General features: G+C 63.9%; 22 protein-coding genes and 1 tRNA gene. 17 read left to right on the top strand and 6 right to left on the bottom strand.

The genetic code is table 11. From position 1 onward, the window contains the following. Positions 1-42 precede the first annotated feature (42 nt). The 3 genes from IEV58_RS17335 (at position 43) to IEV58_RS17345 (ending at position 2592) form a co-directional block, all read left to right on the top strand. A complete protein-coding gene (locus IEV58_RS17335; protein ID WP_188411090.1) occupies positions 43-1368 on the top strand; it encodes a TadE/TadG family type IV pilus assembly protein in 1326 nt (441 codons plus the stop codon). Between the two features lie 46 nt (positions 1369-1414). Then, a complete protein-coding gene (locus IEV58_RS17340) occupies positions 1415-1864 on the top strand; it encodes a hypothetical protein (protein WP_188411091.1) in 450 nt (149 codons plus the stop codon). A 116-nt stretch (positions 1865-1980) separates the two neighbouring features. Then, positions 1981-2592 carry a LysE family translocator gene (locus IEV58_RS17345; RefSeq protein WP_188411092.1) on the top strand — a complete coding sequence of 204 codons (612 nt, stop codon included), beginning with the start codon at positions 1981-1983 and terminating at the stop codon, positions 2590-2592. 621 nt (positions 2593-3213) lie between these two features. Here the strand turns inward: IEV58_RS17345 and IEV58_RS17350 are convergent. The 4 genes from IEV58_RS17350 to IEV58_RS17365 all read right to left on the bottom strand — a co-directional run bounded on the left by IEV58_RS17350 (position 3214) and on the right by IEV58_RS17365 (position 5770). Continuing rightward, entirely contained in the window at positions 3214-3687 is a 474-nt protein-coding gene (locus IEV58_RS17350; RefSeq protein WP_188411093.1) for a hypothetical protein, read from the bottom strand. Further along, positions 3687-4382, bottom strand: coding sequence for a DUF3800 domain-containing protein (locus IEV58_RS17355; protein ID WP_188411094.1), 696 nt, complete (start codon positions 4380-4382; stop codon positions 3687-3689). Before IEV58_RS17355 ends, IEV58_RS17350 begins: the two co-directional genes overlap by 1 nt. Before the next feature lie 755 nt (positions 4383-5137). Further along, a tRNA-Arg gene (locus IEV58_RS17360) sits at positions 5138-5214 on the bottom strand. A gap of 64 nt (positions 5215-5278) precedes the next feature. Further along, a complete protein-coding gene (locus IEV58_RS17365; protein ID WP_188411095.1) occupies positions 5279-5770 on the bottom strand; it encodes a PaaI family thioesterase in 492 nt (163 codons plus the stop codon). Between the two features lie 248 nt (positions 5771-6018). Between IEV58_RS17365 and IEV58_RS17370 the strand changes: the two genes are divergently transcribed. Then, positions 6019-6660: a hypothetical protein gene (locus IEV58_RS17370; protein WP_188411096.1), complete on the top strand. Its 642-nt coding sequence runs from the start codon at positions 6019-6021 to the stop codon at positions 6658-6660. Between the two features lie 18 nt (positions 6661-6678). Here the strand turns inward: IEV58_RS17370 and IEV58_RS17375 are convergent, their stop codons facing one another. Beyond that, the gene (locus IEV58_RS17375) at positions 6679-7422 is read right to left on the bottom strand and encodes a GntR family transcriptional regulator (RefSeq protein ID WP_188411097.1); all 744 of its coding nucleotides are present in this window, start codon (positions 7420-7422) and stop codon (positions 6679-6681) included. A gap of 448 nt (positions 7423-7870) precedes the next feature. Here IEV58_RS17375 and IEV58_RS17380 point away from each other — a divergent pair, with 448 nt between their 5' ends. From IEV58_RS17380 to IEV58_RS17440, 13 genes are all read left to right on the top strand, one after another. After that, the gene (locus tag IEV58_RS17380) at positions 7871-8668 is read left to right on the top strand and encodes an enoyl-CoA hydratase/isomerase family protein (protein WP_188411098.1); all 798 of its coding nucleotides are present in this window, start codon (positions 7871-7873) and stop codon (positions 8666-8668) included. A 79-nt stretch (positions 8669-8747) separates the two neighbouring features. Continuing rightward, the gene (locus IEV58_RS17385; protein WP_188411099.1) at positions 8748-9773 is read left to right on the top strand and encodes an ABC transporter substrate-binding protein; all 1026 of its coding nucleotides are present in this window, start codon (positions 8748-8750) and stop codon (positions 9771-9773) included. A gap of 77 nt (positions 9774-9850) precedes the next feature. Further along, positions 9851-11014 carry an ABC transporter ATP-binding protein gene (locus tag IEV58_RS17390; RefSeq protein WP_188411100.1) on the top strand — a complete coding sequence of 388 codons (1164 nt, stop codon included), beginning with the start codon at positions 9851-9853 and terminating at the stop codon, positions 11012-11014. A 9-nt stretch (positions 11015-11023) separates the two neighbouring features. Beyond that, positions 11024-12781: an ABC transporter permease gene (locus IEV58_RS17395; protein ID WP_188411101.1), complete on the top strand. Its 1758-nt coding sequence runs from the start codon at positions 11024-11026 to the stop codon at positions 12779-12781. Continuing rightward, entirely contained in the window at positions 12781-14931 is a 2151-nt protein-coding gene (locus IEV58_RS17400) for an acetate--CoA ligase family protein (protein ID WP_229729568.1), read from the top strand. The genes IEV58_RS17395 and IEV58_RS17400 overlap by 1 nt, the downstream gene beginning before the upstream one ends. A gap of 34 nt (positions 14932-14965) precedes the next feature. Further along, positions 14966-15748, top strand: coding sequence for an enoyl-CoA hydratase (locus IEV58_RS17405; RefSeq protein WP_188411103.1), 783 nt, complete (start codon positions 14966-14968; stop codon positions 15746-15748). A gap of 62 nt (positions 15749-15810) precedes the next feature. After that, positions 15811-16257: a MaoC family dehydratase gene (locus IEV58_RS17410; RefSeq protein ID WP_308791265.1), complete on the top strand. Its 447-nt coding sequence runs from the start codon at positions 15811-15813 to the stop codon at positions 16255-16257. A gap of 14 nt (positions 16258-16271) precedes the next feature. After that, positions 16272-17189, top strand: coding sequence for an SDR family NAD(P)-dependent oxidoreductase (locus IEV58_RS17415; RefSeq protein ID WP_188411105.1), 918 nt, complete (start codon positions 16272-16274; stop codon positions 17187-17189). A gap of 4 nt (positions 17190-17193) precedes the next feature. Beyond that, positions 17194-18360 (top strand): thiolase family protein, encoded by a 1167-nt coding sequence (locus tag IEV58_RS17420; RefSeq protein WP_188411106.1) that lies wholly within the window; start codon positions 17194-17196, stop codon positions 18358-18360. Positions 18361-18366: 6 nt separating this feature from the next. Beyond that, positions 18367-18759 carry a Zn-ribbon domain-containing OB-fold protein gene (locus IEV58_RS17425; RefSeq protein WP_188411107.1) on the top strand — a complete coding sequence of 131 codons (393 nt, stop codon included), beginning with the start codon at positions 18367-18369 and terminating at the stop codon, positions 18757-18759. Between the two features lie 60 nt (positions 18760-18819). Further along, on the top strand, positions 18820-20448 hold the full coding sequence (locus IEV58_RS17430) for an FAD-dependent oxidoreductase (RefSeq protein WP_188411108.1): 1629 nt from the start codon (positions 18820-18822) through the stop codon (positions 20446-20448). Positions 20449-20781: 333 nt separating this feature from the next. Beyond that, positions 20782-21567: an SDR family oxidoreductase gene (locus IEV58_RS17435; RefSeq protein WP_188411109.1), complete on the top strand. Its 786-nt coding sequence runs from the start codon at positions 20782-20784 to the stop codon at positions 21565-21567. 70 nt (positions 21568-21637) lie between these two features. Further along, positions 21638-22342 (top strand): ribonuclease activity regulator RraA, encoded by a 705-nt coding sequence (locus IEV58_RS17440; protein WP_188411110.1) that lies wholly within the window; start codon positions 21638-21640, stop codon positions 22340-22342. A 253-nt stretch (positions 22343-22595) separates the two neighbouring features. Here the strand turns inward: IEV58_RS17440 and IEV58_RS17445 are convergent, their stop codons facing one another. After that, the gene (locus IEV58_RS17445; RefSeq protein WP_188411111.1) at positions 22596-22883 is read right to left on the bottom strand and encodes a GIY-YIG nuclease family protein; all 288 of its coding nucleotides are present in this window, start codon (positions 22881-22883) and stop codon (positions 22596-22598) included. Positions 22884-23001: the final 118 nt, after the last annotated feature.

Below are 23001 nucleotides of genomic sequence, written 5' to 3' on the forward strand. Positions count from 1 at the left end.
GTTCGGCTTTCACAGGCAGTATCGCGAAGGGGGAGCTGTCACATGCGAATGGTGCGCCGGGCCGCGGAAGATACGTCAGGAGTGGTCGCCGTCATCTGCGGGCTGGCCTTCGTGCCGCTTGTTCTCTTCATCGGTTTTTGCATCGATTTCACCAACGCCTCGCGTGTCGAGACCAGCCTGCAGGCGACGCTGGACGCGGGCCTTCTTTCCGTCGCCACCAACTTTCAGGAGTTCAGCTCCGAAGGGGAAATGCGCCGGTTCGAGATCGATCGGCGGCTGATGAGCTTCCTCCAGGCGTCCGGCCTGCCGCGGGAGGTGCTCGACACCATCGAGGTGGAAAGCACCATCAGCACCGAGAACGTGTTCGCAACCGCTTCCGCCACCGTGCCGACCTATCTGATGCGCATCGTCGGTCTTGATACCATGAATGTCGGCGTGCGGGCCGAGGTGGTGGCCGCCAATGATGCGCCGGTGGAAGTGGCGCTGGCGCTCGATGTCACCGGTTCCATGGTGGCCGACATGGGCACCCTGCGCAGCGGTGCCCAGGGCTTTCTCGACAAGGTCACGGGCGGGCGGACCAATCCCAACGTGAAGGTGGGGGTGGTGCCCTTCGTGGCGGCCGTCAACATAGGCAACCCCACGGGCCGCAGCAGCTGGATCGATCTCAACGCGAATTCCGCCCACCACGCCATGAACCTGGAAGGCGCGTGGGTGGCCATGAAGAAGATTCCCGGCTGCTACGAGCAGGAAGGCGATGGTGCCATCGGCGGCGGCTCTGACGGTGACTCGCGCGGCTGGATCGACCTCTCCCACATCAACGGCATGGTCGCCAGCGTGATCGGAGAGCTCTTCGGAATCCCGGATGCGGCAGCGGCCAATCCTTACGAACTGCGCCAGGTTCCGGCCAGCTGGAGCGAGGACAGCCACTGCTATTGGATGAACCCGGAGAAGATCAACAACACGAGGCTCTTCGAACTCCTGCCGGGCACGAGCTGGAAGGGCTGTGTGGAGGCACGGCCGGACCCCTATGACGTGGACGACACCCCGCCCATCGCCGGCCGGCCGAACACGCTGTGGGTGCCCTATTTCTGGCCTGACGGCATCGACGCCGGGGTGCTGTGGTACAATGAATCGTCCAACAACTATCTCAGCGACGAGCCCTTTCACCCCGACACCAACATGGCCGATCACGGCTGGGGCCGCTTCTACTCCATCACGAAATACCGGCCCGACAACAAGTCCGTCCATATCGTCGAGACCGGACCGAGCGTCAAAGGCCCCAACCGGGCGTGCCCGGAGCCCCTGCTGCCGCTGACCACCCGATTACAGTGCCATCAGTTCCAAGATCGCCAGCCTCCGGCACTATGAAGGCTCGGGCACCATCACCTCGGAGGGGCTTGCCTGGGCCTGGCGGGTGCTGTCACCCACCGCTCCCTTCACCGAGGGCGCGCCCTATGGCGACATCCGCAAGGTCATCGTTCTCATGAGCGATGGCGAAAATGCCCTGCAGAAGGAGGCTCCGGAACCGGGCCAAAAACCTTATGAAGCGAGTTTCACCAATTATTCTTCCTACGGTTCGCTGACCTACGGGCGATTGGAAGCGGCGGTGGGCAGCGCCAATGATGTCGACAAGGTGAACGTTTATCTTGATGAGCGCATGACGCAGGTCTGCACCAACATAAAGGCGACCGGCATCGAGATCTTCGTGATCGCCTTTGGCGTCGAGAACCAGCGCAGCCGCCAGCTGCTGGAGGATTGTGCGACCAACGGCGACTACTACATCGCCGTCAATCGTTCGGAAAACCTCGACATCCCCTTCCACCGGGTGGCGACCAAGCTCAGCAACCTCAGGCTGACGCGCTGATATCGATCATTCCGGGTGATACCGGCCATGCCAAACTTTCATCGGCATGTGTATCTTCCCTTGGCGGCATGGGTCTTCACCTCGCTTAAGGTGACGCCTCGCACACGAGGGTGGGAATGAGCTGGACCTGGATCTTTTCCGTTTTTGTCTTCGCGGTGGCCATGACGACGACGCCGGGCCCCAACAACACCATGCTGACGGCCTCCGGCGCCAATTACGGCTTCCGCCGCTCGCTGCCGCACATCTTCGGCATCACCTTCGGTGTCACCTTCATCCTCCTCATCGCCGGCGCCTTCGGCGCGCAGATCATGGCCAATGAGAGCATCCACGCGGTGCTGAAATGGGTGGGGGCAGCCTATCTCCTGTATCTCGCCTGGAAGATCGCCACGGCGCAGCCGAAGGGGAACGCAGCGGGGCAAGGTGGCGCAGCCCGGGGCCGGCCGCTCACCTTCTTCCAGGCGGCGGCCTTCCAGCTGGTCAATCCGAAGTTCTGGGCCATGGCCGCCGGCGCCATCGTCACCTATGTGGGCAGCGCCGCCGGCTCGGCGGCCTCGGCCGTGACGCTCGCCATCATCTTCGGCCTCGTCTCCGTGCCGAGCTGCATGGCCTGGACCATGGTGGGCGTGGGCGCCGGCCGCCTGCTGCAGACGCCGCGTGCCATCCGCGTCTTCAACTGGGCCATGGCGGCCCTCCTCGTCGCCTCCATCGCGCCCATCGTGCTGGAGTAGGACAGGGAATTCCTTTTCCGTATCAAAACGGCAGCAGGGAACCAAGAGGAGGCCCTGAAGCGTTATGGCTTTGTTCTAAGTTGCTGAAGGCAAAGCACGATATCGCAGGGAGAAGGTCCGAGATGCACAGTGTCATGCAGAACCCCGTGATGATCTATGTCGCCGTCGCCATCCTCATGGGCGGGCTGAACATCCTGTTCATGTATTCCAACGCGGCGCGGGACTAGCGTCGGCTCTCAGGCCGCCTGACCGATAGGGCCGGTTTTTCGGCCTGCACTTTCAGCCTGGACCGCGGACGATCGGCAGCCGCGCCAGGTGAGCGTCGATCGTCCCCACGGCAGCCGCCGGCAGAGGCAGATGCTTTTTCTCACTCTCCCACTGGGCCAGGAACCGCTCGACCGTCTCCTGCGCGACAGCCAGTGCCGGACGAACCGGGAGGCGCTATGTCTTTTGCGTCGAGGAATACCAACGATCTTGTTCGGATCGCCAGTGCTGGTAACGGGTGCGTCCAATTCCTGCCTTGACGATTCCGGCAAAATAGCCTATGTAAGCGGTGTTCATCTGCCTAGGGCAGAAGGAGCTCGAAAGCCGTCCAACCCTCGTGGTGGGCGGCTTTTGCCGTCAGAACGCCTGCCCTTTTGTGCGCTTTTTCGTCAGGTCGGTCTTTACCCAATGCGCGCTGGCATAGAAGGCCGTGACCAAAGAAACGACTTTGGGCTTCTCGGTTAGAATGAGGACATACTCTTCGGCCTCTAGCCAGAAGTAGAGCTTTGTCGTGCCGTCACCCTCTTGGAAGCTCCATCGAGTAAGCCCTGGCGCGCTACCATCAAGCATACGTCCAATCCAGCACAGACGCCGCGCTCTGTCCGGATCGAAAAGGCGGTCCTCGCCCTTGCCCTTAGTGACAACGTGCCAGAAGCCTTCCTCGCAATCGCTGTCCACAACGCGCGAATCATGAACCAAAACCTTTCCCCTAATCTTTATGCGAGGACTGGCTTTGAATACCCCCTCAAAATAGGCGTAGAGCCTTGCTTTCACCTCATCCCAATCGCCATTCACATCGATGTGGGCAGGTAGGGGGAGCTCATCTGCCATCAGCCCACCTGTGCCCGCCAAACGAAGACATTGAATTTCTGATAGGACAGGGTGCTTGAATGCAGCAGCGGTCGGCCCGTTCGCGCTTCGATCCGCTGAACGATTTGCTGTTTCGCGTAGCTGCCCGTCAACCCGCGATGCTTATAGACCAATGCCCCGAGAAGAAGGTCAGCGAGTTGCATCAGTTCCAGTTCGTGCGATCGCGCGTGCTGGATGCGGGAAATCATCTCTCCGGTGAAGTCATACTTGTCATTACATAGAACATCACGAAGCTTCTGAACTTTAAGCCTGCTTCTTGTGTCCTTTATATCGAGGTAGATTTCATTTTGGTCGGTAGGAGACAATATCTTATTGAGCAGCGAGAAATACATTTTGTAATAAAAATCATCGTGGCTACCCTGATTGAATTTCTCATGATTGAGCGCGCCCTTATTGGGTACGATCAGCGATCTAAAATGAAGAGACTCGCTCTCAAAGAACCAGTCGATGACTTCTTGGTAAAAGTCGAGCTTTGAGGTGGAAACCTTGGTCCACTTCAATTCGCCAGCCGCCTTATGGCGTCGCTTGATGTCTCGCAGCTGCAACGACAATAGTTTCACGCTCGCGCGGTTTGTCCACACGGCCCCGAAACCCATGACATTGCTGTCATCGTGTTCCAGGTGGCATGATTCATCGCAATAGATCGTTACGCTCATAAAACACCCTTGTGCCCGACCTTATTGTCATCGATTCCTCGCTTCAACGCCAACGGTGGGCTAGGAGCACCTGTAGCAGCACGAAAAATCGTGTCCGCGCGACGGTTTCAAGTTTTGCGCTTGCGGTTCGGCAGTTGCACCACCTTGCCTTCGGCTCCCGTCATCATCCCGTGGATCGTCCGCGCCACCTTGTCGGCGGCGTCAATCAACCCCCCGTCATCAGGGCGGGGGTTATGTCGTTGCCTTCGCTTCCAGCGCCATGACAGCAAGATCACGATATCGGGCGATGGCCCTGGGGGATGTCGACACGGGATTGATCTCGAACGCCGCAGTCCGGCGATGTCGCCGGCCTTTGCCATCTCCACCACCTGATCGAGCTTCTTGCGGAAACGAGCGTGGTGGGTGCGCTGAAATCAGGCGGTGTCGGGAGCGTTCCGGCCATGGCTGCGTCGAGCGCCGCCTGACGTTTGCCCGTGGTGGGCTTTTCGGCTTGGCAGCCACCCCTTGGCAGATGTTTTTGGGGCGTTCTTGGCTTTCGGGGTGGCCTAGCGAACTTCGGCGAAGGAAGTTGATCGGTATACGCGAGGGGCACGGCAGAAGGTTCTCGCGGCATCGGCCATGCGGCGCGTCGCGAATAAAGGCGGCGGTCCCGAGCCGGGGGGCGCATCTGTCCCTGGTCCCCTCGGGCCGCACTTCCGAAGGTTCGGGTCGAACTTCCGCGTAAGCCATTGAAAGTAAAGCGCATTTAAAAAGGCTGGCGTCCCGGAAGGGATTCGAACCCCTGACCTACGGTTTAGGAAACCGTTGCTCTATCCTGCTGAGCTACCGGGACTTTTGCCACAGATGCCGGTGCGGGAAGCACCGTTGCCCCTTATGCCCGAGATCAAGGCACTTGTTCAAGCGCGGCTTTCGGGAAGGGCCGGTGCGGCCGCGGCACTATCATCCGTGCGGCGGCGGATCATCTTCCACACACCGCGTGCGGTGGCGGCCAGGCGGCCGTTGGCGAAGATCTCCGCCTCCACGAAGGCGATCTGGCGTGCCTGCCGCACCACGCGGCAGCGGGCCTCGATGAATTCGCCCATGCGCATCACGTCGATGTAGTGCATGTCGAGCTGGATGGTCACCTGAGGCTGGTTGCCATTGGCCATGCGCACGGTCTGGCCCATGGCGCGGTCGGCGAGAGCGGCGATCATGCCGCCCTGTACATGGCCGCCCCGGTTGCGGTGGCGCGTGTCGGCGATGAAGCCAAGGCGTGCGGTGCCGTGGTCGGCGCGAAGCCAAAACGGGCCGACATGACCGATGAGGCCGCCGTCGTCCTCGAGCGTCTTCCAGCCGTTGGCCTCCAGCCAGACCGCGTCCGGCGTAACCGCCACGGCATCCTCGTTCATTCGGGTCTCCTCATGGGATGTGCGCAATGAATTATGGCGGACGATGTCAACTGGTGCCAGCGCCGTGCTTTTCCGCACCAACTCGCATCGTCGCCGGCAGCCATGGGTGAAAACGTACTGGTCAGTGTGCGTCGCTGAAGGGCAGTCACGGCGGACGTGTATAAGATAGGCCGATTCGAGTTGCGGGGGTGACTATCGTGAGGTCAAAAGAGTGGATCGGCCTATCCGGTCGGACCCTAGGAGCGATATTGCTTCTAGTTCCTGCCTCTTGGATCGGAAGCGCTTTTCTCTATGAGCAGTGGCACCGCTACGAATACCGCTTCAAGCTTACGGTTGAAGTGGATGTCGATGGCGAATTTCAGTCGTCAAGCCAAGTATATTCCGTCTCGGGCACAAAGCTGGCATCTTGGTTGCCGCAACGTCCCGGCATGTCTGCCTATTTCAAAGGCGAAGGAATCTTCATCGACCTCGGCTCTGGCAGGAATATTGTCACGACGCTGATGCCGGGGCCTACCCCAAATTCGGCGGATCTGGCTTATCTACCAGTTCGGGCTTTTCGGCAGTCCGACGAGAATTGGGTCTACGATCCAATGGCAGCGCAGGGTCGCAAGGCATTACCTAAGAGCCTATACCCTGTTCTCGTCACATTCTCCGACCCCCACAGGTCTTCCTCGGTTTCCATATTGAACGAAGAGAGCTGGGCGCAATACGCCGAAAACAACATTATATTAAAAATATATATAGAAATGACGGAGGATAGAATCGCATTTGATTTGGAAGAATATCTGCCCTGGTTGAAAGATCGTCCCGGGAGGATTGGTAGAATATCGGACGGCGGAACATTGTTGTCGTCGGAGATAATAATGGGTTCTAGCTTCATAAGTAGATGACGAGAGAGGCGGACGATGTCAGCGTCTGCCGGGGCCGGTCTTTTCCGCTTCCGGCTCCGCTTCTTCCGCTGCCGCCATGGAGATCGACAGGATCTTCAGCGCGTTGTCGGCGGCGTTGCGGATGTGGTTCCAGGACAGCTGGAATGCCGCCTCGCCGTCGCGAACCTTGATGGCGGCCAGCATGGCGTTCATCTCGCGCATGGTCTCGGCCGTGCGCGCGGGCGAGGACAGCGAGACGCGCCGCAGCATCTGGATGCGCGCCTTCATGCCGTGCAGGATCGAGCCGAGCAGCGGATTGCCGGAGCCTTCCGTCAGGTTTGAATAGAACCGGTCCTTGGCCTCGATGGTCCGGTCGATGTCGTCGCTCTCCAGCGCGGCGGACAGGTCCTGGAGCGACGTCTCCAGGTCGCGAATCTGTTCATCCGTCGCCTTCTCGGCAAAGAGCTTCGCCGCCAGCGCCTCCAGCGCGCCCCGCACCTGATAGATGTTGGCGACGTCCTCGCTGGAGAGCTTTGCCACGATGGGGCCGCGCTTGGGCAGGGAGACGACCAGCCCCTCGCTCTCAAGCTGCCGCAGCGCCTCGCGCACCGGCGGCCTGCTCACGCCCATGAGTTCGCAGAGGTCCTTTTCGACCAGGCGCTGGCCGGGCTTCAGCATGCCTGTCGTGATCGCGTCGTAAAGCGCCTTGATAACCTGCTGGCGCACCGGCGCGGCGACGACCTCAACATTGAACTTGGCCTTCAGAAGCGTTGGGTCGCCCATTTCATCATTCCCCGAGAAGCAACATTATGCGATTTTATGGCATACTGTATGCCTGACCGACAAGCATATGGTGCCTGAACTTTCGTCGATGAAGGCCCTCAAGTGAGTCGGAGGACGGCGATTTTGCCCCTGCGACTATCTTGGCTTCTGAGCCGTCAAGGCTTCATTTTTGAGCGTTTCAGCATCGAGCGGTGAGGCCGTCACAATCCGGCGGCGGATCACCGCCGCTTGGGACAGCGGTGTTGTAGCAAATTTCCTGACCATCGCAAAACAGCCCTTGTCGAGCTTACTGTATTACAGTATGCCTATCATAACAGCCGAGGGAGGAAGGCCCCGTAAGTGGGCTTGGGCTGACATGCCGTGGTTTCAGGCGCGACCGCCGAAGAAGGCTCCATGGCATCCCCGCGACGAACGAAGACCTGGAAAAAACATCGGGACCGCATTCGCCATGACAGCCGAAGAAGACCTCGTCACCTACGAACGCAAGGGCCGTATCGGCTACATCACCCTCAACCGGCCCGATAAGCTCAATGCCTTCAACGACGACTGCGTGCTGGCGCTCAAGGACCGGCTGTGGGAGTTCGATCAGGACGAGGAGGCCTGGGTCGGCATCCTCAACGGGCGGGGACGCGCTTTTTCAAGCGGCGCCGATGTGCGCCAGCGGCAACTTCGCAATCGCGATGATCTGATCAAGCAGGGCGGTCCGTCCGGCCGCAACGCGACGCATCACCCGATCATGTTCGAGGGCCATGTCAACTGGAAGCCGATCATCGCCGCAGTGCATGGCTATGTGTTCGGAATGGCGGTGGGGATTTCCCTGCGCTGCGACTATGTGATCGCGGCGGCCGATACCATTTTCGAGATCACCGAGACGCGGCGCGGCCTCTATGCCGGCCAGTACTGGTCGATCATGCAGTTCCGTGGCGCCGGCACATTCGCCGATGAGGTGTTCCTGACGGGGCGCCGGTTCAGCGCCGAGGAGGCGCTGGCGCACGGCGTCATCAATGAGGTCGCGGGGGAGGGCGGGCACATCCCGGCGGCCGAAGGTCTGGCCGAGAAGATCCTCAAGAACCCGCCGCTCTCGGTGCGCGCGGTGGTGCGCGCGCGGCGCTGGCATCTCCAGCAGCACGAGCGAAACCACGGCCTGTTCTACGAGCGGGCGAGACTTCACATGACAGAGGATTTCCGGGAAAGCGCGCTGGCTTTCGCGGAGAAGCGGCCGCCGAAGCCCTATGTCGGCCGCTGACTGAGCGTGTGCCTTCCGGACGGCCGGGAGACCTGTCCGGCGTCCGCCCAAGAATTCATACCGATGGGAGGAAACCGGCATGAAATCTCTGACATGCGCCTTGACGCTTTCAGCCGTTCTGGTGAGCGGCATGCTTTCCGGGCCGGTCCTGGCCCAGTCCGATGAGCCGCCGGCCGAACTGGTCGCCGCGGCGGAAAAGGAAGGACGTCTCGTCTATTATTCGTCGGAGGTCGACGCCATCAATGAGGCGGTCGTCAAGGCCTTCGAGGCAAAGTACAAGATCGACGTCGAATGGCTGCGGCTTGCCAGCGGCCCGCTCGCCTCGCGCTTCGCGGAGGAGAAGAATTCCGGCGGCACCCCGGCCGACATCCTCCGCACGGCGGATGGCAGTGTCTTCGTGGAAAATCCGGAGTGGTTCCTGGAGCTTTCGCCCGACCTGGTGCCCATGCTGGCCGATTATCCCGCGTCCGCCTATCTGGAGAACAAGCGCTCGGTGCTGACGCAGTACAGCACCTACGTCTTCACCTATAACACCAACCTGGTCGATGAGGCCGAGCTTCCGAAGAAGTGGCCGGACATCCTGAACGAACGCTGGAAGGGCCGCGTCGTGCTGTCCGATCCGCGCACCTCGATCAGCTGGCTCGCCTGGATAGACGCCATGGTCAAGGCGCACGGCATGCAGTTCGCCGAGGCGGTGCGCAAGCAGGACTGGGACATCGTCTCCTCGGCTGCACCAGGCGCGCAACAGGTGGCGGCCGGCGCCTATGACGGAAGCACGCCCGCCTTCACCGGTCATGCGACCCCGGTCGTCCAGCAGGGCGCGCCGCTGAAATTCATCACGCCGACCGATCCCTCGATCCTGAAGCGCGATCACATCGGGATCGTCAAGGACGCCAAGCACCCCAATGCGGCGCGCCTGTTCCTGCACTACCGGCTGAGCCGTGAGGCGCTGGAGCTCTCGTGCAAGCTGAACGAGGTCGGTGCGCCGCTTGCCGACATCCCGGGATGCATCGAGGTGCCGGAGAATCCGACGACCGTGAAGGATGTGTGGACGCCGGAGGAGGCGCGCCCGCTCATGGAAGCGCTGGGTCTGTCGCAGGGCTGATGCAATCGGCGCGGCCTGCACCTCTTGCCGGCCGCGCAACGAGAAGAGGGGAGATATCCATCATGATGAGCGGCCCCATGCCAGATATGGACGATGCTGTTGCCATAGCCGACACCGGGGCTGCGACGCCTGAGGTCAAGGTCCGGGCCCGGAACCTGAAGAAAACCTTCAGGCGGTCGAATGGCGAACTGGTCCGGGCGGTCGACGATGTCTCGGTCGCGGTCGAGGCGGGAAAGATGTTGATCCTGCTCGGGCCCTCCGGTTGCGGCAAGACCACGCTCCTGCGCTGCATCGCCGGGCTCGAGCGGCCCGATGAGGGCGAGATCTGGGCCAACGACCGGCTCATGTTCTCCAAAAGCCCCGCCGTCAACGCGCCGCCGGAAAGCCGGGGGCTGGCCATGATGTTCCAATCCTATGCGGTGTGGCCGCACATGACCGTGGCGGAGAATGTCGCTTTCCCGCTGGTGTCGCGGGGCTATCCCAAGCGGGAGATCCCGGCCAAGGTGGCGGCCGCGCTGAAGCGCGTCGGCATTCCCAGCCTCGGCGATCAATATCCCAACCGGCTGTCGGGCGGTCAGCAGCAGCGTGTGGCGCTTGCCCGCAGCCTGGTGGTCGATCCCCAGGTGGTGCTGTTCGACGAGCCGTTGTCCAACGTCGACGCGAAGGTGCGTGAGGATCTACGGGTCGAACTCGTTGCGCAGCAGCGGGAAGTGGGCTTCGCCGGCATCTACGTCACCCATGACCAGGTGGAGGCGCTGCAGCTGGCCGACCAGGTCGCGGTGCTCAGGGAGGGGCGGATCGAGCAGCTCGGCACGCCGGAGGATGTCTACTGCCGGCCGGCCACCCGCTACGTCGCCAACTTCGTGGGCCGCGTGAACGAGGTGGAGGCCACCATCACCATGGGGTCGGGCAACGACAACCTCGCCGCCGCCGACACGCCGCTGGGGCGTCTGCGGGGATATCCCATGGCGCCCGATCTGACGCCTGGAACGAAGGTGATGGCGCTGTTCCGCCCCGAATGCGTCGAGATCAGCGACAAGGGAGCCTCCCATAATGCCCTCACCGGTTCTCTGCTGCGCACGCAGTTCTCCGGCGCCCATCGTGATCACCTTCTCACGACGGATGACGGGCATCGCCTGCTCGTATCGGAGATGGGCCGCTTCGCCGGGAAGACCTTCTCGCCCGGCGACCGGCTGACACTCGTGGTCGATTCCAAGAGCGTCCTCTTCTACCCGCTATAGGCCCGCGACATGGCGATCATGACCCAGCACATTCCAGCCGCCGATACCGGGACCCGAAAGCTTTCGAGCCTGCTGTTCGAAGGCGCGAACGGGCTCCTCGCCCTCCTGATGCTGCTGCTGGTGCTCTACCCCATCGGCGCGATGTTCGTGCGCGAGCTCCTGCCTGATGGCGGCGTCAACATCCAGGCGTTCCGCAACGTGCTGAGTTCGTCGGCGTTCTGGGAAGCCGCCTACAACACCGCCATCGTGCTCGCCGTCTCCGGCAGCCTGTCGATCCTGATCGGGACAATCTTCGCCTGGCTGAACGAGCGCACCGACGCCCAGATGGGCTTCGTCTCCAAGTTCCTTCCCGTCCTGCCGTTGCTCGTGCCGTCGGTCGCGATGTCGATCGGCTGGATCTTCCTGGCGCAGGAGACGAGCGGCTTCCTCAACGTCTTCATCCGCTGGCTGGCGGATTTCGCCGGCATCGAGATGAGGCGGGGCCCGCTCAACATCTCGACCTGGAGCGGCCTGATCTTCGTCTACACGCTCCATCTCGTCCCCTTTTCCTATCTCATCGTGTCGGTGGCGTTCCGCAATCTGGACCCGGCCTATGAGGAGGCCGCGCGCATGAGCGGAGCGGGGCGCCTCAGGGTGTTCCTCAAGATCTCCAGCGCCAGCGTCCTGCCGGCGATCATGAACTCGGCCCTGCTCGTAACCATCGTCGGCATCGCGATGTATTCCGTGCCCGTCATCATCGGCTCGGTGGCGCGCATCGACGTGCTTTCGGTCATGACGGTGAACCTCGTGCGCGGCGTCTATCCGCCCCGCATCGCTGAAGGCGTCGTCATCAGCCTGATCCTGACCGCCGTGGTCCTCGGCGTCTGGTGGCTGCAGAGATATATGTCCGGGCGGCAGCGTCACGCCACCATCGGGGGCAAGGCCGGAGGCACCTCCCTCGTTGAACTTGGGGCCTGGAAGTGGGTCGCCCGCGTTCTGGTGCTGGCCTTCGTGGCCGCCTCCACCGTGCTGCCCTTCGTCGCCCTGCTGCTCGTGGCGCTTCAGCCCTTCTGGTCGCCGGCGATCGATGTCTCCATGCTCTCGCTTCAGCATTTCGAGGAGCTGTTTCAGGCCGGCATCACCAAACGGGCGCTCACCACCTCGCTGACCCTGGGTGTCGTCGGGGCGACGATCGGCATGATCGTGGCCGCCGTTCTCATGGAATATGCGCGCGATCGCGGCGGCTGGCGCGCCAACACGGTGCTCGGCATCGTCCGTCTGCCGGGCGCCGTCATCAATGTGGTGCTGGGCGTCGGCTTCCTCATCGTGCTCGGCGCGCCGCCGTTCAACCTGCAGGGCACGGCTCTCATCCTGCTCCTGGCCTACATCGTCATCTACATGCCGCAGGCGGCGACCGCCGCCGGCTCCGCCATCGAGCAGGTGGGTGGTGAACTGATCGAAAGCGGCCGCATGGCGGGCGCGGGCAAGAGCCGGGTCTTCGGCCGCATCACCCTGCCGCTGATCCTGCCGGGTCTGGCGGCCGGATGGGCCATGATCTTCGTCGTCATGGTGGGTGATCTCACGGCTTCGGCCCTGCTCGCCGGCACCCGGAACCCGGTGGTCGGCTTCGTGATCCTCGATATCTGGGAGAACGGGCTCTACTCGGCGCTCGCCGCGCTCTCCGCCCTGATCAGCATGATCTCCACGGCGGCGGTGATGCTCGTGCTCTACCTCGGCCGGGGGCGCTTGAGCCAGGCGGGAAGCTTCTCCGGCAGGATAACCAACTGATGGGCAGGATAGCGGTGCAGGAAAGAGTTGAAATGGCAACGCGGCAGCACATGGACCTTCGATACATGCTGGCGCCGAAGTCGATCGCGGTGATCGGGGCCTCCGCCGAGCCGACGCGCATGAGCGGCATGATCGTCAGCCAGATCCGGCGCTTCGGGTTCGAGGGCGAGGTCTATCCGATCAACCCCAAATATGACGAGCTGGCGGGTTTCCGCTGCTACGGCTCCATCCTCGATCTGCGCGACAACCCGCCGGATGTCGCCGTGGTGTTCGTCAATGCGGAAGCCGCGGTCAAGGCCGCGGAAGACTGCGCCGAGATCGGCGTCCGCTCCCTCATCGTGCTGACCGCCGGCTTTGCCGAGACGGGAGACGAGGGCGTCCGCATGCAGGAACGGCTCGTCGAGATCTGCCGGGGCGCGGGCATGCCGGCCTGCGGGCCGAACACGGCGGGGCTGGCGAACTTCAACAATGGCTTTATCGCCTTCGGCGCCAGCGGCTTCCTCGGCCTGAAGAAGGCCGGCCGTGGCAATGTCGGCGTCATCTCCGCCTCCGGCGGGCTTGCGACGACCATATTGGGGCACTGCCAGCAGCGCGGGCTCGGCGTCAGCCATCTGATCGGCATCGGCAATGAGGCGGTCACCACCGCCGCCGATTATCTCTCCTATCTGATCGACGACCCACAGGTGGACTGCGTCGTCTGCCTCCTGGAATCGGTGCGCGATGCCGAGGGTTTCCTGGCGGCTGCGGACAAGGCGATGGAGCAGGGCAAGACGGTGATCGTCATGAAGCAGGGCCGCAGTGATGTGGGCCTGCGTGCGATCCAGACCCATACGGCGGCGCTGGGCGGGGCGGCCGTCGACTTCGAAGCGGCCTGCCGCGCCCATGGCATCATCGTCGTCCGCGAACTGACCGCGCTGGCCGACCAGGCGCTGCTCGCGACGCGGCTGAAGGCGGTCTCCGGCTATGACATCGGTGTCCTCAGCCTGCCCGGCGGCGGCACCAGCCTGCTCGCCGATGCCGGGCGCGAGCAGGGGTTCGAGCTGCCGCTCCTGTCGGAGCCCATCAAGCAGCAGCTGCGGCCGATCGTGCCGAAGATCGCCGCGGTCGCAAATCCGCTCGACCCCACGGCCGGCTTCGGACGCGATACGGCGCGGCTGAAGGCCTGCATCGAAACCTTCGCATCGGAGCCGGCCTTCGAGATATTCTTCTTCTTCCAGTCCCAGGCCGAGCCCGAATACTGCAAGATGATCGCGAGCACCCTCGTGGAATCCTCGAAGGTGATCGGAAAACCCATGATCGTCGTGTGGGAGGCGGGCGAGGGGCTCGAGGAGGGCGCCTGGAAGGTGCTTCGCGAGGCCGGCGTTCCGCTCTTTCCCAGCACCATGGACGCCTTCACGGCACTGGCCCGGCATCGCGATCATGCCCGATCGGCCGCCCGCAGGGCCAATACGACGCGCCGTGACTTCGGCCCCTTGCAGAAGAGCGGCTTCACGGCGCCGTCCCGCGACGATTTCGACAGTCTCGACGAGTGGCTGCGCGCCTTGCTGGATGCCGCCGGTATCCCACGGCCGGGTTCGGACATCGTCCAGACCGAGGACGAAGCCGTGGCCGCCGCGGAGCGCATCGGTTATCCCGTGGCGGTCAAGCTCGTCTCCTCCACCATCACCCACAAGAGCGATGTCGGCGGCGTCCACCTCTTCCTGAAGGATGCGGCGGCGGTCCGCGCGGCGGTCCGCGCCATCCGGGGCAATGTCGCCGCCGCTGATGTGGACGGCATCCTGGTGCAGCAGATGATCGAGGGGGGAACGGAATGGCTGGTCGGGGTCCATACCGACGAGCAGTTCGGTCCGCTCGTCACCATCGGCTTCGGCGGCATCCTGACCGATCTCATCGCCGATGCCGCGCGACGTCCGGTTCCGGTGACGGAAGCGGATGTGCGGGAGATGATCGGTGAGTTGAAGACCGCGCCGCTTCTGAAGGGATATCGCGGACGGCCGGCCGGCGAGGTCGGGCTGTTCGTTGATCTCGTCCAGAGGGTGGCCTGGGTCGCGCACGAACTGCGCGCGACCAGGCCTGAATTCGAGCTCAATCCCGTCATCGTCGGTCCGGAGGGAACGACACCGCTCGCGGTCGACTGGGCCGGGCGATAGCCGGGCGGCTGACCGTCCTTGAGGAAAAAACCGAATGTCCGTTCTGCTTGAAGAATTCGACAACGGCATCGTTTCGCTGACCCTGAACCGTCCGGACAGGATGAACGCCATTTCGCCCGAACTGGCGGACGCGCTCATCGAGGCATTCACCCGCCTTGGCGAAACACCTGATGTCGCGGCGGTCATCCTCACCGGCGCCGGTCGCGCCTTCAGCTCGGGCGGCGACGTCAAGATCATGACGACGCGCAAGGACTGGACCTATGAGCAGCGGCTGAACCAGCTCAACCATGTCCATCGCATACCGCTGGCGCTTCATCGCATGGCCAAACCCACCATCGCGCTGGTCAACGGCGTGGCGGTGGGGGCGGGCCTCAGCCTAGCGCTCGCATGCGACTTCCGCATTGCCGGACGCTCCGCCAAATTCGCCGCGAGCTTTGCCCGGGTGGGCCTCTCCGGCGACTATGGCGGCAGCTGGTTCATGACACGGCTCATCGGCACCGCGAAAACCCGAGAACTCTATTTCAGCGGCGAAGCGGTCGATGCGGAACGGGCCGCCCGGGAGGGACTGGTCAACCGCATGGTCGAGGATGCGGACCTGGCGTCCGAGGGGCGGGCCTTCGCCAGCCGCTTCAGCGGCGGGCCCAGCCTGGCACTCGGCTACATGAAGAAGAACCTGAACATCGCCGAGACCGGATCGCTTGAGGATGTGCTGGCGGCCGAGGCGATCCATCAGGCGCGGGTCGCCATGTCGGACGATCACCAAGAGGGCGTGCAGGCCTTCATCGAGAAACGGCCGGCGAAATTCATGGGCCGCTGAGGCGGCATTGCAATCAGGGCCGCGGCTGCGGCCGACGGCAGGGTGTGGACGATATGGTCAGCGTGGAAGCTCCCGAAGAACTGGCGGCACTGGCGGGATCGGAACTCGGTGTCAGCGGTTGGGTGACGGTCGATCAGAAGATGATCGATGATTTCGGCCACGCCACCGGCGACCATCAGTGGATACATATGGATGTCGAACGGGCCCGGCGCGAGATGCCCGGCGGCAAGACCATCGCCCATGGCTATCTCATCCTGTCGCTGACGCCGCGCCTGCTCAACTCGGTCTATGAGGTCAGGTCGAAGAAGAGGGGCATCAATTACGGGCTGAACCGCGTGCGTTTCATCGCCCCCGTGCCCGAAGGCTCCCGCATCCGACTGCGCGTGGTCCTCAACAGCGCCGAGCCGATGAACGGCGGCTACCGGTTCCAGTTCGCCAACACCTTCGAGCTGGAGGGGTCGGAACGCCCCGCCGCCGTCACCGAAAACATTGTCGCAGTCTATGTATGAGAGAGGAGAGATCCATGCCTGAGCGGGTGATGGAAGAAAAGGTGGCCGTCGTCACCGGCGCCGGAGGCGGGATCGGCCGGGCGATCGCCCAGGCCATGGCCGCGGCGGGCGCCCGGGTCATCGTCAACGATGTCGGCGGCGGGCTGAACGGCGAGGGCCGCTCGGACACTCCGGGCAATGAAACCATATCGCTCATCCGCAACGCGGGCGGCGAGGCGGAACTCTGCACCGACAGCGTGGCCGAGTGGGGCTCGGCGCAGAAGATCGTGCAGGCGGCGCTCGATCATTACGGCCGCGTCGATGCCGTCGTGAACAATGCCGGCATCCTGCGCGACATCATCTTCCACAAGATGGAACCGGCGGACTGGGATGCCGTCATCGGCGTCCACCTCAACGGCAGCTTCTATGTCAGCCGCGCCGCCGCGCCGCATTTTCGCCAGCAGGGCAGTGGCGCCTATGTCCATATGACCTCGACATCCGGCCTGATCGGCAATTTCGGCCAGGCGAATTATTCGGCGGCCAAGCTCGGCATCGTCGGGCTCTCCAAGTCCATCGCGCTCGACATGCAGCGTTTCGGCGTCCGCTCCAACTGCATCGCCCCCAACGCCTGGAGCCGCATGATCAGCTCGATCCCGGCGACCACGGAAGCGGAGAAGGAGCGCGTGGCGCGGCTGCAGAGGATGACGCCCGACAAGAACGCCCCGCTCGCCGTGTTCCTGGCGTCGGATCTCGCCAGGGACGTCACGGGCCAGATCTTCGTCTCGCGCAACAACGAGATCTTCCTCATGAGCCACAACAGGCCGCTGCGCGGCATCCAGAGATCGGAGGGATGGTCGCCGGAACTGATCGCGGAACATGCGCTCCCGGCGATGCGCGCCAATCTGCAGCCGCTCGAGCGCAGCGCCGACGTGTTCGGCTGGGACCCGGTGTAGAGAGATGGGCAGCAGTGACTGCTACATCGTCGGCGCCTACGAACATCCGACCCGCAAGGCGCCGGACAAATCGGTGCCTCAGCTCCACGCGGAGGTGGCGATCGGCGCCCTCAGCGACGCCGGCCTGACGCTCGGCGACGTCGACGGCTATTTCTGTTCCGGCGATGCCGTCGGCCTCGGCCCGCTGAGCATGGCGGATTACCTCAACCTGAAGCCCCGCTATCTTGATTCAACCGACATCGGCGGGGCCACCTATCTTGCCCAGATCGGCCACGCCAAGCGGGCCATCGCCGAGGGCCGCTGCGATGTGGCGCTGATCACCCTGGCCGGGCGGCCGCGCAGCGAGGGCCAGGCCACCGGCACGGCGTTCCGGCCGGGCAATCCCAACCAGGCCGACAGCGGCTGGGAGGCGCCGTTCGGCCCGGTCACGGCGAACATGTACGCCATCTGCGCCATGCGCCACATGTACGAGTTCGGCACGACCAGCGAACAGCTCGCCTGGATCAAGGTGGCGGCAAGCCACCACGCCCAGCACAATCCCAACGCGCTCCTGCGTGACGTCGTCACCGTGGAGGATGTGGTGAACTCGCCGCTGGTGGCCGATCCGCTGCACCGGCTCGACTGCTGCGTGATCACCGATGGCGGGGGCGCCCTGGTGCTGGCGCGGCCGGAGATCGCGCGGTCGCTGAACCGGCCGCTCGTGCGCGTGGCCGGCACCGGCGAGGCCTTCAAGGGCCAGTCGGGCGGCAAGGTCGATCTCACCTATTCCGCCGCCGCATTTGCCGGGCCGCCGGCCTTCGAGGAAGCGGGCGTCACGCCGGCGGACATCAGATATGCCTCGATCTACGACAGCTTCACGATCACCGTGCTGATGCAGCTTGAGGATCTCGGCTTCTGCAAGAAGGGCGAAGGCGGCCGCTTCGTCGCCGACGGCAATCTCATCTCCGGCACCGGCAGGCTGCCGTTCAACACCGATGGCGGGGGGTTGTGCAACAACCACCCGATGAACCGGGGTGGCATGACCAAGGCCATCGAGGCGGTGCGTCAGCTGCGCGGCGAGGCAGCCCCCGAGGTCCAGGTGAAGAACTGCGACCTCGCCCTGGCGAGTGGCATCGGCAGCCTGCTCGGCAGCCGCCACGGAGCCGCGACAGTCATCCTGGCACGCGAGTGAACACCCATGACAGACACGCCCCTCTATACCGATCCGCCTGAGAACACCGACAGCAAGCCCTTCTACGACGCGGCGTCCGAAGGCCGTTTCCTGACCCGCAAATGCCGCGAGTGCGGTGAGCTGCACTGGTATCCGCGGCCCCATTGTCCCTTCTGCGGCGGCGCGACGGATTGGGTCGAGCTTTCCGGCGAGGGCACGCTCTACAGCTATTCGGTGAGCCGGCGCGCCCAGCCGCCCTACGCCATCGCCTATGTGACGCTGGCCGAGGGGCCGGTGATGCTGACCAACATGGTGGACTGCGACTTCGACAAGCTCGCGATCGGCCAGCCCGTCCGGCTCGCCTTCAAACCGACGGTGGCCAACCGGCTCGTCCCCTGCTTCACGCCCACGGGGGGATGATGGCGCCTTTCTGCAGGCTTCACAGGACACCAAGAGCACCAAAGCGGGAGTGACGGTCCGATGCGCGTTGATTTCGATCATGAGGTGGATGTCATCGTCCTCGGGCTCGGCGCGGCAGGCGGCTGCGCCGCGATCGAGGCGCACGACCATGGCGCGGAAGTCCTGGTCATCGAGAAGCAGCCGGCCGGCAGCCATTACTCCAACACGCGCATGAGCGGCGGCGGCTTCCACAGCCCGAGCCCTGATGGCGATCCCGCCGCGCTGAAAGCCTATGCCAAGGCGATGTTCAGCGGCGATGGCCTGCCGCTGAAGCTCGAGGCTGAAATGCCGGAATATGCGGATGAGCTGGCCGAGATCTGGGCGCGCGAGGCGCCCGAGAACGAGGGCTTCATGCGCAGCCTCGATCCGATGTTCCAGACCATCAGCATGGCCAATGCGGCATTTCCCGACTTTCCCGGTGCCGCCGACGCCGGCTACTCGGTCGTGCGCAGCAGCTATACCGGATCGGAAGACGAGAACGTCATCTACAGCTCGACGATAGACCTCGACAAATCGCAGAAGAATGCCGGCGAGGCCTTCCACGCCTGCATGATGACGGGCGTCGGCCGCCGCGGCATCGCCGTCCACTACGACACGCGCGGGCGGCGCTTCCTCATGGGCGAGGATGGCGAGATCACGGGCGTGAGCTGCCTGCGGGACGGCGAGATCGTGAACTATGGCGCGCGGCGCGCCGTCATCGTCTGCACCGGCGGGTATGAATACAACAAGCGCATGCGCAAGGCCTTCCTGGATGGCCCGGCCGTCGAGGGCTGGGCCTTCTACGGCTCGCCCGCGAACACCGGCGACGGCATCGAGATGGCGACGCGCATCGGCGCGGGGCTCGCCAAGGTCGGCAGCGTTGCCGGCCGGGTGATCTGCGCCATACCCGAGCGTCGCCACGGGTTGAAGATCGGGCTCAACACCAATGGTGTCGGCAAGCCCAACGAGATCGTGGTGGACAGCTACGGCTCGCGTTTCGCCTCCGAGCGGCGGATCACCAAGGACCCGAGCCGCTACATCTTCTACAAGGAGGCGCTGCGCTTCGACACGCTGACGCTCGACTATCCGCGCATCCCGGCCTGGATGATCTTCGACGAGACGCTGAGGCGCAAGGGGGCGGTGATCTGGACGGCGTCGGCCGTCTACAACGGGGTCGACTGGGGCGATGACAATCTGAAGGCGATCGAAAACGGCTGGATCCTCAAAGCCCAGTCGATCGAGGAACTGGCCGGGAAGATCCGGCAGCATTCCGACAATATGGAAAGGATGGATGCCGCGACGCTGGTGCAGTCGGTCGAGCGCTACAACGCCGGTTGCGCCGAGGGCGTCGACCGGGAGTTCAACCGCGAGCCGCAGACGCTGGGGCCGGTCGAGACGCCGCCCTTCTACGCCCTGCCGCTTTATCCCGGCGGCCCCAACACCAAGGGCGGTCTGCTGGTCAACGCCACGCGCCAGGTGCTGGACTGGGACGGCGAGCCGATCCCCCGGCTCTACGCCGCCGGCGAGATCGCTTCGGTGTTCCAGTTCGTCTATCAGGGCGGCGGCAACCTTGCCGAAAGCATCACCTTCGGCCGTCTGGCCGGCCGGCTCGCGGCCGCCGAGCCGGTGCGGTCGTCGCCCATGCCATCCGCCCCCGCCGAGATCGCGTGATATTCGGCGGCTGAAGGCGTTGGATGCTGTGCATGACGATTTGGCTACTCGCGGCGGTCTTGGCCTGATGCTTCGAGACGCCCTCTGACGAGGGCCCCTCAGCATGAGGGCAATGTTTTGGGGAAGGGCCGGCCCCACAAACCTCATCCTGAGGAGCCCCGAAGGGGCGTCTCGAAGGATAGGCCACACCCTCCTGAAGCACGGCATCTCCTCCGCGTCGACGCGATCCCGCAGAAAAACTAAAAGATGAACGCAGACAAAGCAGCCTTCCTGCTGGAAGGAGGCTCTGCTATTTCTCCTCGACATTCCATCACGAAAATGAGGAGGGTCCACGTGGATCTCGGCCTGAAAGGGAAAACCGCTCTGGTGCTCGGCGCCGGCGGTGGGCTTGGCTCGGCGATCGCCACCGCGCTCGCGGACGAGGGCGCCAATGTCGCGCTTGCCGATATCGCCCAAGACGCTGCGCAGAAAGTTGCCGACGGCATCGGCGCCAAGGGTGGCAAGGCCATCGCGCTCGGCTGGGATCTGAAGGATCTTTCCGTTATCGATGGCAATATCTCGCGCATCGAGAAGGAACTCGGCGGCGTCGACGTCCTCGTCAATGTCACCGGTGGTCCTCCCCCGACACCGGCCGCCGGCCAGAAGGTGGAGCTGTGGCGCGACAGCTTCGAGGGCATGATCATGTCCGTCATCGCGATCACCGACCGCGTCCTGCCCGGCATGCGGACACGCAAGTGGGGCCGCATCATCACCTCCACCTCCTCGGGCGTGGTGGCGCCGATTCCCAACCTCGGCATCTCCAACGCGCTGCGCCTGTCGCTGGTGGGCTGGTCCAAGACGCTGGCCGCCGAAGTCGGCCGCGACGGTGTGACATCCAACATCATCCTGCCCGGCCGCATCGCCACCAAGCGCATCCGCTTCCTCGACGAGAAGAAGGCCGAGCGCGAGGGCAAGAAGGTGGAAGACGTCTCCGCCGCCTCGGAGGCCTCCATCCCGCTCGGACGTTATGGCGACCCGGAGGAATATGGCGCGACCGTCGCCTTCCTCGCCTCCAAACAGGCCTCCTACATCACCGGCTCCGTCATCCGGGTGGACGGCGGCCTGATCGCCAGCGTCTGACGCTCAGGTCCGCCCGGATATCACGCTCCGGGCAGGCTCTTTTCTTCTCTCCAGCACGGGCACGCACCCCATGGCTTATGATCAATCCGTCATCGACACGCTGAAGGGCGTGACCACCGCCACGCTCACCACCATCCTGCTCAACAAGGGCCTCCGGAACGTGTGGATGCGCGGCACCAAGCCGTTCAAGGAAGGCCAGCCCCGCGTGGTCGGCCCTGCCTTCACGCTGCGTTTCGTCCCAGCGCGCGAGGATCTGGCGACGCCGGCCTCCTGGTCCTCGCCCATCTCCACCCGCTCGGCCATCGAGGCCATGCCGGAGGGCTGCGTGGTGGTGGCAGACGCCATGGGCATCACCGATGCCGGCATCTTCGGCGATATCCTCTGCGCCCGCATGGCCAAGAAGAATGTGGCGGCGCTCGTCACCGACGGCGCCATGCGCGACCGCGCCGGCATTCTGACGACCTCGCTCAATGTCTGGGCGCAGGGCGCCGCTGCCCCGCCGTCGGTCGCCGGCCTCACCTTCGTCAACTGGCAGGAGCCCATCGGCTGCGGCGGCGTCGCCGTGTTCCCCGACGACCTCATCGTCGTGGACGATGACGGCGCGGTGGTGATCCCCGCCGCCCTCGTGGAAGAGGTGGTGAAGCTTGCCCCCGAGCAGGAGGCCAAGGAAGCCTGGATCATGGAAGAGGTCGGCCGCGGGGTGAAGCTGCCGGGCCTCTATCCCATGAACGAGGAAACCGCCGCCCGTTACAAAGCCTACAAAGAGGCAAAGTAAGACGGACCGGACAGGCGTCGCCCCCACGCCTGTCCGATTCGTGAGAAAGACGTCGCTCGCAAGAGCGGCGTCTTTTTTGTTGGCGGCTATGGGTGTGGCTTATCCTTCGAGACAGGCCTTCGGCCCTCCTCAGGATGAGGTCGCCGGGTGTGGCCCCTGCTCTCTAGAGGGTTCCCACCCACCGCCCTCATCCTGAGGAGCCGCGCAGCGGCGTCTCGAAGGATAAGCCGCACGCTCCGCAGCAGCCCGGCGATCACCTCCGCCGCGCGAGCTCCGGCAGAGCGTCGAATTCCCGGCGGATCAGGGCTTCCTTCTTCGCCCGCGACCAGCCCTTGACCTGCCGTTCGAAGGCGATGGCATCTGTGATCCTGCCAAAGTGGTCGGAGAACACCAGTGTCACGGGGCGCCGTCTTGTCGTGTAGCCGCCGAAGGTTCCAGCATTGTGCTCACTCACCCGCTCCTCGACGGAACGTCGCGTGATGCCGGTGTAATAGCTGCCGTCGGCGCAGCGCAGGAGATAAACATAGGCGCCGTCGGACATGGGCGGTCCTGGGTCTGGCGAGCGTGACTTATCCTTCGAGACGGGCCTTCGGCCCTCCTCAGGATGAGGCAGAATGTATGGCCGCTGCTTGAACTGCAAGGTTTGGGGTAATGGTCCT

Origin of the sequence: Agaricicola taiwanensis (assembly GCF_014635245.1) — a bacterium.
GTDB classification, from domain to species: domain Bacteria; phylum Pseudomonadota; class Alphaproteobacteria; order Rhizobiales; family Methylopilaceae; genus Agaricicola; species Agaricicola taiwanensis.

Coding starts and splice junctions, on each gene's coding strand:
- IEV58_RS17425 (WP_188411107.1), top strand. CDS start 18,367: ATGACAGACACGCCCCTCTATACCGATCCGCCTGAGAACACCGACAGC.
- IEV58_RS17385 (WP_188411099.1), top strand. CDS start 8,748: ATGAAATCTCTGACATGCGCCTTGACGCTTTCAGCCGTTCTGGTGAGC.
- IEV58_RS17365 (WP_188411095.1), bottom strand. CDS start 5,770: ATGAACGAGGATGCCGTGGCGGTTACGCCGGACGCGGTCTGGCTGGAG.
- IEV58_RS17430 (WP_188411108.1), top strand. CDS start 18,820: ATGCGCGTTGATTTCGATCATGAGGTGGATGTCATCGTCCTCGGGCTC.
- IEV58_RS17440 (WP_188411110.1), top strand. CDS start 21,638: ATGGCTTATGATCAATCCGTCATCGACACGCTGAAGGGCGTGACCACC.
- IEV58_RS17350 (WP_188411093.1), bottom strand. CDS start 3,687: ATGGCAGATGAGCTCCCCCTACCTGCCCACATCGATGTGAATGGCGAT.
- IEV58_RS17420 (WP_188411106.1), top strand. CDS start 17,194: ATGGGCAGCAGTGACTGCTACATCGTCGGCGCCTACGAACATCCGACC.
- IEV58_RS17415 (WP_188411105.1), top strand. CDS start 16,272: ATGCCTGAGCGGGTGATGGAAGAAAAGGTGGCCGTCGTCACCGGCGCC.
- IEV58_RS17375 (WP_188411097.1), bottom strand. CDS start 7,422: ATGGGCGACCCAACGCTTCTGAAGGCCAAGTTCAATGTTGAGGTCGTC.
- IEV58_RS17355 (WP_188411094.1), bottom strand. CDS start 4,382: ATGAGCGTAACGATCTATTGCGATGAATCATGCCACCTGGAACACGAT.
- IEV58_RS17380 (WP_188411098.1), top strand. CDS start 7,871: ATGACAGCCGAAGAAGACCTCGTCACCTACGAACGCAAGGGCCGTATC.
- IEV58_RS17395 (WP_188411101.1), top strand. CDS start 11,024: ATGGCGATCATGACCCAGCACATTCCAGCCGCCGATACCGGGACCCGA.
- IEV58_RS17445 (WP_188411111.1), bottom strand. CDS start 22,883: ATGTCCGACGGCGCCTATGTTTATCTCCTGCGCTGCGCCGACGGCAGC.
- IEV58_RS17345 (WP_188411092.1), top strand. CDS start 1,981: ATGAGCTGGACCTGGATCTTTTCCGTTTTTGTCTTCGCGGTGGCCATG.
- IEV58_RS17400 (WP_229729568.1), top strand. CDS start 12,781: ATGGGCAGGATAGCGGTGCAGGAAAGAGTTGAAATGGCAACGCGGCAG.
- IEV58_RS17390 (WP_188411100.1), top strand. CDS start 9,851: ATGCCAGATATGGACGATGCTGTTGCCATAGCCGACACCGGGGCTGCG.
- IEV58_RS17405 (WP_188411103.1), top strand. CDS start 14,966: ATGTCCGTTCTGCTTGAAGAATTCGACAACGGCATCGTTTCGCTGACC.
- IEV58_RS17335 (WP_188411090.1), top strand. CDS start 43: ATGCGAATGGTGCGCCGGGCCGCGGAAGATACGTCAGGAGTGGTCGCC.